16 protein-coding genes are annotated in these 11708 nt (G+C 66.8%); 13 read left to right on the plus strand and 3 right to left on the minus strand.

The annotated features are described in order from the left end of the window. Positions 1–39: 39 nt before the first annotated feature. A complete protein-coding gene (gene pyrC, locus CHB86_RS03570) occupies positions 40–1083 on the minus strand; it encodes a dihydroorotase (protein ID WP_089231620.1) in 1044 nt (347 codons plus the stop codon). Between the two features lie 187 nt (positions 1084–1270). Between pyrC and CHB86_RS03575 the strand changes: the two genes are divergently transcribed. The 13 genes from CHB86_RS03575 to ureG all read left to right on the plus strand — a co-directional run bounded on the left by CHB86_RS03575 (position 1271) and on the right by ureG (position 9643). Then, positions 1271–2101, plus strand: coding sequence for an urease accessory protein UreD (locus CHB86_RS03575; RefSeq protein ID WP_089231315.1), 831 nt, complete (start codon positions 1271–1273; stop codon positions 2099–2101). 8 nt (positions 2102–2109) lie between these two features. After that, entirely contained in the window at positions 2110–2412 is a 303-nt protein-coding gene (locus tag CHB86_RS03580) for an urease subunit gamma (protein WP_089231317.1), read from the plus strand. Between the two features lie 4 nt (positions 2413–2416). Then, positions 2417–2899, plus strand: coding sequence for a hypothetical protein (locus CHB86_RS03585; RefSeq protein WP_089231319.1), 483 nt, complete (start codon positions 2417–2419; stop codon positions 2897–2899). Further along, entirely contained in the window at positions 2896–3201 is a 306-nt protein-coding gene (locus CHB86_RS03590; RefSeq protein WP_089231321.1) for an urease subunit beta, read from the plus strand. The genes CHB86_RS03585 and CHB86_RS03590 overlap by 4 nt, the downstream gene beginning before the upstream one ends. Before the next feature lie 64 nt (positions 3202–3265). Continuing rightward, complete coding sequence (locus tag CHB86_RS03595) at positions 3266–4087, plus strand: hypothetical protein (protein WP_089231323.1); 822 nt, start codon at positions 3266–3268, stop codon at positions 4085–4087. 283 nt (positions 4088–4370) lie between these two features. After that, positions 4371–4628, plus strand: a complete 258-nt coding sequence (locus CHB86_RS03600; RefSeq protein ID WP_089231325.1) for a hypothetical protein — start codon at positions 4371–4373, stop codon at positions 4626–4628. A 21-nt stretch (positions 4629–4649) separates the two neighbouring features. After that, entirely contained in the window at positions 4650–6359 is a 1710-nt protein-coding gene (gene ureC, locus CHB86_RS03605) for an urease subunit alpha (RefSeq protein ID WP_089231327.1), read from the plus strand. Between the two features lie 145 nt (positions 6360–6504). Further along, complete coding sequence (locus CHB86_RS03610; protein WP_089231328.1) at positions 6505–6726, plus strand: YjiS-like domain-containing protein; 222 nt, start codon at positions 6505–6507, stop codon at positions 6724–6726. Between the two features lie 141 nt (positions 6727–6867). Continuing rightward, the gene (locus CHB86_RS03615) at positions 6868–7089 is read left to right on the plus strand and encodes a hypothetical protein (RefSeq protein WP_089231330.1); all 222 of its coding nucleotides are present in this window, start codon (positions 6868–6870) and stop codon (positions 7087–7089) included. A gap of 44 nt (positions 7090–7133) precedes the next feature. Next, complete coding sequence (locus CHB86_RS03620) at positions 7134–7766, plus strand: hypothetical protein (RefSeq protein ID WP_089231331.1); 633 nt, start codon at positions 7134–7136, stop codon at positions 7764–7766. A gap of 75 nt (positions 7767–7841) precedes the next feature. Continuing rightward, positions 7842–8342, plus strand: coding sequence for an urease accessory protein UreE (ureE, locus tag CHB86_RS03625; protein ID WP_089231622.1), 501 nt, complete (start codon positions 7842–7844; stop codon positions 8340–8342). Continuing rightward, positions 8335–8973: an urease accessory protein UreF gene (locus CHB86_RS03630; RefSeq protein WP_089231333.1), complete on the plus strand. Its 639-nt coding sequence runs from the start codon at positions 8335–8337 to the stop codon at positions 8971–8973. The genes ureE and CHB86_RS03630 overlap by 8 nt, the downstream gene beginning before the upstream one ends. A gap of 58 nt (positions 8974–9031) precedes the next feature. Further along, the gene (ureG, locus tag CHB86_RS03635) at positions 9032–9643 is read left to right on the plus strand and encodes an urease accessory protein UreG (protein ID WP_089231334.1); all 612 of its coding nucleotides are present in this window, start codon (positions 9032–9034) and stop codon (positions 9641–9643) included. Between the two features lie 21 nt (positions 9644–9664). On the opposite strand, the gene CHB86_RS03640 is transcribed toward ureG, so the two are convergent. Further along, positions 9665–10573: a phosphoadenosine phosphosulfate reductase gene (locus tag CHB86_RS03640; RefSeq protein WP_141134814.1), complete on the minus strand. Its 909-nt coding sequence runs from the start codon at positions 10571–10573 to the stop codon at positions 9665–9667. Positions 10574–10667: 94 nt separating this feature from the next. Beyond that, a complete protein-coding gene (locus tag CHB86_RS03645; RefSeq protein ID WP_089231338.1) occupies positions 10668–11252 on the minus strand; it encodes a hypothetical protein in 585 nt (194 codons plus the stop codon). Between the last annotated feature and the right edge of the window lie 456 nt (positions 11253–11708).

Genomic DNA, 11708 nt, shown 5'->3' on the forward strand with positions numbered 1-11708 from the left:
ATTCGCCGCCCATCAAGGCTCTAGCTTCTTTACTTAACGTCAGCTGCGCTCAACGTGCCACGCGATCGGCCTGCCGGGATCGAAGACAACGACCGGGCCTTCACCGGTCTCCAGCGGCGCGGGGATGTCGAGCGCGTTTCCCTTGCGCAGGGTGATCCGGGTCTCGTTGGCGGGAAGGCCATAGAAGGCGGGGCCGTTGAGCGATGCGAACGCCTCGAGCCGGTCGAGCGCGCCAGCATCGTCGAACACCTGCGCTAGGCAGGGCATCGTCACCGACGCGGAAAACACGCCGGCGCAGCCGCAGGCGCATTCCTTGTTGGCCTGCGTGTGCGGGGCGGAGTCGGTGCCCAGGAAGACGCGATCGAAGCCGGAGGTGGCCAGTTCCACGAGCGCCTCGCGGTGGCTCTCGCGCTTGGCGACCGGCAGGCAGTAATAGTGCGGCTTGATCCCGCCCACGAGGATGTGGTTGCGGTTGATCATCAGGTGGTGGGTGGTGATCGTGGCGCCCAGCGTGCTGTCGCCGGCCTTCATATAGGCGCAGGCATCGGCGGTGGTGATGTGCTCCATGATCACTTTCAGGCCGGGGGTGCGGCGGCGGATTGGGTCGAGCACCTCGTCGATGAACACGGCCTCGCGGTCGAAGATGTCGATCTCGGGGCGGGTGACCTCGCCATGCACGCAGAGCGGCACGCCGGCCTCGGCCATCGCCTCGAACACATGCTGGACCTTGTCCATGTCGCGCACGCCGGAGGCGGAGTTGGTCGTCGCCCCGGCGGGGTAGAGCTTCACGGCCGTAATCAGCCCCGAAGCGTGGGCGGCCACGACGTCGGCCGGGTCCGTCGCCTCGGTGAGGTAGAGCGTCATCAGCGGCGTGAAATCCGCGCCCTCCGGCAGCGCCGCGAGAATGCGTTCGCGATAGGCGCGCGCATCGTCCGAGGTGATGACCGGCGGCACCAGGTTCGGCATGATGATCGCGCGGGCGAAGTCGCGGGCGGTTTCGGGCAGGACAGCCTTGAGCATTGCGCCATCGCGCAGGTGCAGGTGCCAGTCATCGGGGCGGCGGAGCGTGAGGGTCTGGGTCATGTCGAATGCGGCATAGCGCAGCCGCCCTCGCGGCGCCAGTGCGAGCGATGCCCACCACCGCGCCAGCAGGTTGCCTAGAGGATAGGCAATGAGCGGAAATATGTGCATCTGCATGCTTCGCACCCTTTATGCCGCGTTGCAGCATGGGTGCCGCTGCGGTAGGGTCCGGCAACGAAACGGAGTACCGATGTTCGATATCGCACCTGGCCGGACAGACCTTCAGCGCGCCCGCGGACGCGCGGCTGTCGCGTTCGGCTGCCGCGCGGGCCGGACCCGGTTGAGCGGGCTGCACCAGTCGGGCTGCGCCAAGGCGATGCTCCCAAAGGTGCCGGGCGCGCCGGAGGCGGTGTTCCTGAACACGGCAGGCGGGCTGACCGGCGGAGATCGGCTGGAATACGTCGTCGATCTCGCTGAGGGCGCAGAGGTCCGTGCGACGACACAGACCGCGGAGCGCGCCTATGCCTCGGCGGGCGGTGTGGCGCAGGTGCGTTGCCGGCTCGCGGCGGGGCAGGGAAGCGTGCTCGACTGGCTGCCGCAGGAAACGATCCTGTTCGATAAATGCGCACTGGAACGCGAGACGGTCGTGGAACTGGAAGGCGACGCGCGCCTGTTGCTGTGCGAGACACTTGTCTTCGGCCGGGCCGCTATGGGCGAGGCGGTGCACCAGTTGCATCTGAGCGACCGCCGGGAGATCCGCCGCGACGGTCGGCCCGTACTGATCGATGCGGTACGGATGGACGCGGCGGCGATGGCGCGCAGCGGCGGCGCGGCGATGCTGGGAGAGGCGCGGGCCGTCTCGATGGTTGCGCTGGTGGAACCGGGTGCCGAAGATGCGCTCGGGCCGATCCGCAGCCTGATGCAAGGCGCGGGGCCTGAGCTCGTGGCAGAAGCCTCGGCCTGGGACGGGCGCTGCGTGATCCGCCTGATGGCGCGCGACCTGTGGCCATTGCGCCGCATGCTTGTGCAGCTGTTGACACATATCCGGGGCACGGTGCCACCGCGCGTCTGGCAGAACTGAGGAATACGATGAACCTGACCCCAAGAGAGAAGGACAAGCTGCTGGTGAGCCTTGCCGCCATGGTGGCGCGCAACCGGCTGGAGCGCGGCGTGAAGCTGAACCATCCCGAGGCGATTGCGCTGATCACCGATTTCGTCGTCGAGGGCGCGCGCGACGGCAAACCGGTCTCGGAACTCATGGAGACCGGCGCCGGCGTGGTGAGGGCCGACCAATGCATGGACGGGATCGCCGAGATGATCCACGAGGTGCAGGTGGAGGCGACGTTCCCAGATGGCACCAAGCTGGTGACCGTGCACCACCCGATCCGCTAGGCCGATGGTCGCAAGCTTCGTCCTCTCGCTGCTGGCCGGGTTCCTGACCTCCCGGGCCGAGCCGCTTCTGGTGGCGGTGATCCGTCGCTTGGGCGGTGGGGACGTTGTGCTGGCGGGGGTGGATCTGCGGGTGCTTGGCTTCGGGCTGATGCTGCTGATCGCGGCCACGCTCGTCGCCCTGCTCGGGGCGGACAGTTCTGCGTGGCTCGCGGTGTCCGGTGGCCTTCTCGGCTATTTCGGACGTGATCTCTACGCCTTCGCCCGCGACCCGCACGGGGCGGCCGGCGCCGCCGAGGACAATTGGGATGGCGAGCTTGCCCAGCCGGGCGAGCGCCGGACCCCGGTGGATGCTGCGTCCGGCGGACCGGACGCCGTGGATGCAAGGGACGACGAGGCCGCTGCGGAAATCACACTGCGCGCGGTGAAGGAAGCAATGGAAGCCGAGCCTTCGCAAGAGGGCGACGAGCACAAGGAGACCGACCGATGATCCCCGGAGAAGTGATGCCCGCCGAGGGCGAGATCACCCTCAACGAGGGCAGCGAGGCCATCACCCTGATGGTGGCCAATACCGGCGACCGGCCCGTGCAGGTCGGCAGCCACTATCATTTCGCCGAGACCAACTCGGCACTGGATTTCGACCGCGAGGCCGCGCGCGGCATGCGGCTCGATATCGCCGCCGGAACGGCGGTGCGTTTCGAACCCGGTCAGCGTCGCGAAGTGACGCTGGTGCCCTTTGGCGGCGCCCGCCGGGTGTTCGGATTCAATCAGGCCGTTATGGGAGACCTCTGACGAGGAGCGGCCAGTCCCGCGGGCGGGGGCCCCTGGGACATGAAAGCAAGGAGTTTACGGAAAGATGATCCAGTTCATGACCCCCATAGATTATTGGCGCACCTCCATGGCCCTGTTCAGCCGCACGGCGGAACTGCAGGTCGAGATGATGCGCATGTCCTTCGGGATGGCCGACGGGCTTACCCGCAGCATCGGCATGCCGGCCACGACGATGATGCAGATGATGCAGCCCACCGGCCTGTCGGTGAAGAAGGCCAGCGACGCTGCCGAGAAGGCCGCCGATGCACCGCGTCCGGCTCCTGCGCGCCCGGCGGCAGGTGTCGCGCGCCTGCGCCCGGTCGAGACCCCGACTGAGGCGCCCAAGCCGGCGACGCGCAAGGCACCGGTGCGCAAGACGACGCGCAAGGCGGCCGCTCCGGCCGCGACGAAGCCTGCACCCGCCAAGGCGCCTGCAAAGGCGAAGGCCGAGGCTCCGGCCGCGGCGAAGCCGGCGGCTCCCGAGGCGGCCAGCACGCCGGCCGCGACCACCTCGACGCCGGCGCCGAAGCCCCGGACCACCCGCCGCCGTGCGCCGGCGAAGCCCGCGACACCGGAGAACCTGACCGCGCCGGAGGCCAAGACCGCCGCAAAGCCGACGACGCGCCGCAAGCCGGCCGCCAAGAGCACCCGGTCGACCGCCAAGAAGGCCGCCGAGGCGCCGAAGACCGCCGCCCCGGCGCCCGCTGCCGCTGCTCCGGCGCCGAAAGCCGCCACCGAATCACTGGCAAAGGCCGCCGCGCCGGCTCCGTCCGCCCCGAAACCGGACGCCACAGCGGCGTCTCCGGCGGCAAATTCGACTGGGAATTCAGCCCCTTCGGCGGCGAAGTCCGAAAAGGATGGCGCGTGATCGCTAACGAATGGCGCTCCCCCCTTGCGCCCACGGGCGCAGGGGTTACCTTGATTGGCAACCGTACGTTGCCAGAAAGCGCCCCTCATGCGTCTGCTGTCACTGATCGACCGTCTTCTAGGATTGCTGGCCCCCGCGCCGCAGCCAATCCCGATCCCCGTGAAGGATCCGAAGGGGCCTCGCCGCTGACAACGGCGCCGAGCGGTGGCCACTCGTGAGGCCTTTCGCTCCCTCATCTGCCGACCTTTCCCGCGAGCTGCTCGACATGGGAATGGAAGCGGCCATGATCGCCATCGAAGCTCATTTGGTGGTGTCCTACCGGACAAGCCAGTTCTGCGGTCTCAGACCGATGGACGGGGCGGAAGTCCGACGCATGTTTTCCGAAAAACCGCCAGCCTTCGCCGCCGCCGCTTTGGCCGCAAGCTACCTGGCCTTCTCCGGGCAGCGCCCGGACCGGATCTTCGCCGCAGCGCTTCGCCCGCTGCGCGGCGAGACCAACCGCAACTCCCGCCGTCTCGGCGGCGAAATCCTCCCCAGTTGATCTGACCGAAAGGGACCCGTCATGCCCGCCCGCATCACCCGAGCCGCCTATGCCGACATGTATGGCCCGACCACCGGAGACAGGGTGCGCCTTGCCGATACGGATCTTGTGATCGAGGTTGAGAAAGATCTCACAACCTACGGGGAAGAGGTCAAATTCGGTGGTGGCAAGGTGATCCGTGACGGCATGGGCCAATCGCAGGCGACGCGGGCCGATGGTGCCGTGGACACGGTGATCACCAACGCGTTGATCCTCGACGTTACCGGGATCTACAAGGCCGATGTCGGGCTCAGGGACGGGCGGATCGCCAAGATCGGCAAGGCCGGCAACCCGGACACCCAGAGCGGCGTCGACATCATCGTCGGTCCGGGGACGGAGGCGATCGCGGGCGAGGGCAAGATCCTGACGGCGGGGGCCTTCGACAGCCACATCCACTTCATCTGCCCGCAGCAGATCGACGACGCGCTGCATTCCGGCGTGACCACGATGCTCGGCGGCGGCACCGGCCCCGCCCACGGCACGCTGGCCACCACCTGCACCCCGGGCCCCTGGCACATCGGACGGATGCTGCAGGCGCTCGACGCCTTCCCGATGAACTTCGGGCTCTCCGGCAAGGGCAACGCCAGCCAGCCGGCGGCGCTGGTCGAGATGGTCTCGGCCGGGGCCTGTGCGATGAAGCTGCACGAGGATTGGGGCACAACGCCGGGCGCCATCGACTGCTGCCTGAGCGTCGCCGACGATATGGACGTGCAGGTGATGATTCACACCGACACGCTGAACGAGAGCGGATTCGTCGAGAATACCGTCGCCGCGATCAAGGGCCGCACGATCCACGCCTTCCACACCGAGGGCGCGGGCGGCGGCCATGCGCCGGACATCATCAAGGTGGTGGGCGAGGCGAACGTGATCCCGTCCTCGACCAACCCGACCCGGCCCTACACCGTCAACACGCTGGAAGAGCATCTCGACATGCTCATGGTCTGCCACCACCTCGACAAGGCGATCCCCGAGGACGTCGCCTTTGCCGAGAGCCGGATCCGCAAGGAGACCATCGCGGCGGAAGACATCCTGCACGACATGGGCGCGTTTTCGATCATCGCCAGCGACAGCCAGGCGATGGGCCGCGTGGGCGAGGTGATCATCCGCACCTGGCAGACCGCGCACAAGATGAAGGTCCAGCGCGGGCGGCTGGCCGAAGAGACCGGCAACAACGACAACGTGCGGGTCAAGCGCTACGTCGCCAAGTACACGATCAACCCGGCCATCACCCACGGCATGTCCGCCCACATCGGCTCGATCGAGGTGGGCAAGCGGGCCGACCTGGTTCTCTGGTCGCCGGCCTTCTTCGGTGTTAAGCCGGAGATGGTTCTGCTCGGCGGGTCCATCGCGGTGGCCCAGATGGGCGACCCGAACGCCTCCATCCCGACGCCGCAGCCGGTATACACCCGGCCGATGTTCGGCGCCTACGGTCGCTCGGTGGAGCGCTCGGCCATCACCTTCGTTTCCGCTGCCGCGCAGTCCGACGGCATCGGCGCCGCGCTCGGGCTCGCCAAGGACACGCTTGCGGTGGGCGACACGCGTGGCATCGGCAAGGCCGACATGGTGATGAACGACGCCCGGCCGAGCATCGAGGTGAACCCGGAGACCTACGAGGTGCGCGCCGACGGTGAGCTGCTCACCTGTGAGCCGGCGAGCGAACTGCCGATGGCGCAGCGGTATTTCCTGTTCTGAAGGCACACTGCGGGCGCGCTTTGCGCTCGCAGCATTCGTTATGCACGTGCAGCATGATGGGTATGATCGGCGTGAGGTGGCGAAACCGGTGTTAGCGCTCTAGATATGGGTCAGGGAGGGTGACCGATAGTCAGGAGTCTGGTTCATGTCCGATCTTTCCAGCGTCAACGGTAGCGTTTCTTCCAGTGTTTTTGACGTCGTCCGCGATGTCTTCGGTCGCATCATCGACGCCTTCGGTGCCGTTGAAACCGGTGTGCGGCGGCGGAATGCGTATCTCGAGCTGAGCCAGATGTCAGATGAAGAACTGGCGGATCGCGGTCTGACCCGTGTGGATATCGTCAGCTACGTCTTCGACAAGGTTCACTGAGGGCGCGAACGCCCCCCGGTCGCGGCTTACTGGAGCCATGCCACTTGTGCATGGCCGTCATCCGGCTGTGGCAATGGCATTCATGCTGCACCTGCAGTATCCAGCGCGCCGAAACCTACAGAGATCCATCAGGTCAATCCCATGTCCGTCACGACCTCCGACGAAAACCGCATCTCCCTCCTGGAGGTGCTCACCGCGCCGATCGACGGCGCGCTTGCGCTGTTCAGCCCTTCCTGCCGCCACAGCCGGCGGATGAAACGTATCGACTTCCTGAACGGGCTGTCCAACGAGCAACTCGCTCAGCGCGGACTGCGCCGCAGCGACATCGTGCGCCACGTCTATCGCACCGCGCACAAAGGCTGACCTCGCCTTCGCCGGTGCCGCGTGATAGCCTTTGCTTCATGCGAATGACCGGCTTTTCCAAGTTTCTCACCTTCGGCCTCACGGCGGCGATGACGCTGTCCACGGCCCATGCGGGCGCGCCTCAGTGTCCGACCCGCGATGCGCTCGAACGCGGACGCTCGGCCTACGTGGCCTATCCCGACGGGTCCGTCGTGGCGTTGCGTTTGCTGGGGGACGGCAAGGTCCAGGAGACCACCCGGTTCGATGACCACGTGGGCGAGTTCCGCATGGTCTCTCTCGGCGGCGTCTTCATCGCCGACGAGGTCGACCTGAGCGGCGAGCGGGTGGAAGAGAGCAGCCGGATCACGACGTCCTATCCGGCCGATCTGGCCAAGCGCCTGCCGCTTCGCCCGGAGCAGGAATTCACCCTCGTCGCCGAGAACAGCTTTGCCGACGGCACGCCGCCGGAGCAGGAGCTGGTCGAGGTGCGCACCGGCGATGAATCCGAGATCGAGATCGCAGGGTGCCGGTTCCGGGCCTTTCCCGTGCTGCTGACCTACCGATGGGGCGACGACCATTTCACCTCGATGATGACCCATCTGCCCGGTCTCGGGTTGTCTCTGGAACTTGCGCGCGTTGATCCCGCGGCCGAGCCGGAGCCCTTCGCGCCGGTCCTTTTCAGCCTCGAACGCCCCTGAGCCCCCCTTTTACTGCTGCACCGCAGCGGCTAGGCTGCGGCGATGGTGCGGCAGGGTCGCGAAAAGGGGATGGGAATGGCGGATCTCGGACGGGCGCATTCTGTGGAACGTGGCGGTGGCGCCGGGGCGACGGATCTCGTGCGACTGGACTACGAGGGCCGGTTTCTCCGCCGGCGTCGCCTGCAGACCGATGCCGGCAATTCCGTCGTGGTCGACCTGCCCGACACGACCTCGCTGGAGGATGGCGATGCGCTGCTGCTGGAAAGCGGTGCGAAGCTCGCTGTGGTGGCCGCCGAGGAGCCGCTGCTGGCGGTGACCGGCGAGAACCTGCCGCGGCTGGCCTGGCATATCGGCAATCGCCATACACCCTGCCGGATCGAGGCGGATCGGCTGCTGATCCGGGAAGATCATGTGCTCGCCGCGATGCTGCGGCAGCTCGGCGCGACGGTGGAGCAGCTGCATGCGCCATTCTCCCCTGAGGGCGGTGCCTATGGCCACGGCCGGACCATGGGGCACGACCACGGGCATTCCCATGACCACGGCCATGAGCACGGACACCCCCACAGCCATGAGTGACGCCGACCTGCTGACCCTGACCCAGTGGCTGTCACCGGCCTTTCCGGTCGGTGCCTATGCCTATTCGCATGGCCTCGAAGCGGCGATCGCGGACGGAGAGGTGACCTCGGCCGAGGTTCTGGAGGGTTGGCTGGCGGATGTGCTGCGCTTCGGGGCAGGGCGCTCGGACGCCATTCTCCTGGTCCATGCGATGCGCAGCGAGGCGGCATTCGACGAGCTTGCCGGGTTGGCCGAAGCGCTGGCCGCATCGGCGGAACGTCACCGCGAAACGATAGAGCAGGGCGCGGCCTTCACGCGCGCGGTCAACGCGCTGACCGGTGCGGAGCGCCCGCCCGTGGCGCTGCCGGTCGCGGTGGGCGCTGCGGCGGCAGGCTTGACGCTTCCGCCGGAGCGGGTGGCCGCGCTCTACCTGCACGCTTTCGCCTCCAACCTCGTTTCGGCCGCCGTCCGGTTCATTCCGCTGGGCCAGACCGAAGGGCAGGCGGTGCTGGGCGCGCTGCATCCGCTGATCGCGGAACTCGCCGACGAGGCCGCAAGGGCACCGCTGACCGAGATCGGCACGGCGAGCTTCGGGGCCGATCTCGCGGCGATGCGCCACGAGCGGCAGGACGTGCGCCTTTTCAAGACCTGACAGAGATGCGGTCCGGGCGTTTTCCCGCGTCAGACCCCGCACCAGACAAGGAGATCCCATGCCCAGCCCCCACGGCCCCCTTCGCGTCGGTATCGGCGGCCCCGTCGGCGCCGGAAAGACGACGCTGACCGAACAGCTCTGCCGCGCGCTCGGTGAGCGCTACTCCATGGCCGTCGTGACCAACGACATCTACACGCGCGAGGATGCCGAATACCTGATGCGAGCGCAGGTCCTGCCGCTGGATCGGATCCGCGGCGTCGAGACCGGCGGCTGCCCGCACACGGCGATCCGCGAGGATGCCTCGATCAACCTCGCGGCCATCGACACGCTGGTGAAGGACATTCCCGACCTGGACCTTGTGCTGGTCGAGTCCGGTGGCGACAACCTCGCCGCGACCTTCAGCCCGGAGCTCGCCGACCTGACGCTCTATGTGATCGACACCGCCGCCGGGCAGGACATTCCGCGCAAGAAGGGGCCGGGACTGACGCGGTCTGACCTGCTGATCGTCAACAAGACCGATCTCGCCCCCCATGTCGGCGTCGATGCCGCCCGGCTCGAAGCGGACACGGCGGCGGCCCGCAATGGCAGGCCCTATGTCATGGCATCGCTGCGCGCGGGCCGCGGTGTGGACGAGGTAGCGGAGTTCATCATTCGCGAGGGCGGGTTGTGAGGCCGGAAGGGCGCCAGCGGGTCAGCCGTTGACGGCCCCGGCGGTCTGCTCCTGCCCGGCAAGCTGGCGTTCTGCCGCCCGCGCCCAGCGGGCGCGCAGCTTCGGGTGGTTGACGGTATCGATATGCCGCTCCACCCGTCGCAGGTACGGCTTGTGCGAGAACCGCGCCTGGTAAAGCTCCCGGTAGAGCGACGGCTCCAGCGTGCCCTTTCCCGCCGCGCGCAGCAGCGGCAGCAAGACACCCATCTGCAGCATGTCCTTCTCCGGCGTCTTGCCGAGCCAGGGACAATCGAGCCGCATCAGGTCCGGCCGGTCGAACAGGGTCGCGTGCATCGCGTCTTCCGCCACATGAGGATCGTGCAGCAGCACCACCTCTTCGGCCGCCTCGAGCATCTCGGGGGCATAGCCGTAGCGGTCGGTGAAATCCGTGCGCCGAAGCGCGGGATACCGGCGGTCCCACGGGGTGAGCCGTGGGTCGAGCGTCGCCAGCGGCCGCACGAGGAAGGCGGTGGCGCCGGGGGCCACGACCGAATAGGTGGCGGCGGCATATCCGCAAGGCCCGGCGCCGTAGAAGATCACGCGTTCGAAAGCGTCGAAGAAGCCCTCGTCGACCAACTCGTCAAAGAAGGCGTAAACCGCCTCCGAGCGGAAGAAGGTTTCGCCGTCGCTGTACAGGCACAGGTGCGACCATCCCTCGCGGCCGGCCACGCCGAGCCCGAAAGGCAGGTGCGGCGCGGGGCCGTCCCGGAAGCTCTCGATGGTCTCGAAGGTCACGACTAGGATATCGTCGTCCTCGGTGAACAACGCCCCGTGGTACGCGTCCAGTCGGCGGTGGTAGCCATGATCCGCGCCATGCCGGTCCAGCCGTGCATGAACGTCGCCTCGCGCCGATGGAGAAAGGCTCTGCGGATTACTGGTACCTTGGGTCATCGTGACGGGGGTCTTTCTGGGATCATGCACGAGTATACTGTCGATGACCATTCGAGCCAAACTTGGGCCGAATTGGGAAGAGGCCTTGGGGATCTCAGGGCATTGCGGCGGTGCCGGCGGCCTGATGCCATCTGGAGAGGAAGGTAACCACGTTTCCGCAGGATTGTCGCGGAAAATAGGTCAATCCGCCGAAGGTCGCGAGGTCGAAGACCTGTGCGATTTCCGGCCGCGTTTCCGGCAGGCGAAGCACAAGTGCGCGGAGCCCGTCCATCTTCCCGAGGTCCGGCAATGCGGCGGCGGGACCGCGTGCGAGGTCGCTGATAATCAGGGTCGGCTGGAAATCCGCCGGCGCCGCGACGTGGCACGTGGCGCGGATCAGGCGGTTTTCTGAAAGAACTTCAGACAGGTAGGCGAGGCGATCGGTCTCCCGTTCGACAATTGCAAGATGACGCAATCCCAAGCGGAGGCCGAGCAGCACCGGGATCAGCCCGGAGCCGCCGCCGAGGACGAGCGCGCGGTCCGAGGGCCGAGCCACGCTCATGGCCGTCTTGATCAGGGTGTCTGTGGCGCCGCCTTCCTCGAGCTCCGACAGTTCCCCCGGAGACAGGATCGCGTCTGCCCCCGGGAAACGGAGCGCGCCATCCGCAATGAGCGTTTTGGTGGATGTGTCATCTGGCATTTTCCATTTCCCTTCGCCGGCCGGAACGAAATAGCAGACGTCCGCGCGTTAGGGAATTCGGAGCCGCCGGCCTCTCCTTCGACGCGAATCGAGGGGCAATTGGCTTGAACGTTGCTCATGAATTGGGGGAGGCGAAGGGTCGCAGAAAACTGCGGATCGGGGCGTTGAATTTGCTGGCCAAGTGCATGTGTTTTGTGCTGTGTTCCCTCCAGCGAACACGTAAAAGTGTTTCGAAAGACAATTCAGGCGGTCTTGGATCCGCAAAATTACAATTTGTGTTTGAATTTGTAATTATTTGGCCAGTCCGACGGACGTGTTGCCAAAATCGGGGTAAGTGAATTGGATCGGGTTCAGGTGGTGGATTTCGGAGTTTCCGAAATTGCGACCACGCGCGAGCCAGTCGGGTGGGAGACCCGATACGAGATTCGAGGGCCTGACCGGCTCCTCTCCGGTTCC

It is taken from the genome of Tropicimonas sediminicola (genome assembly GCF_900188335.1).
GTDB lineage: Bacteria > Pseudomonadota > Alphaproteobacteria > Rhodobacterales > Rhodobacteraceae > Tropicimonas > Tropicimonas sediminicola.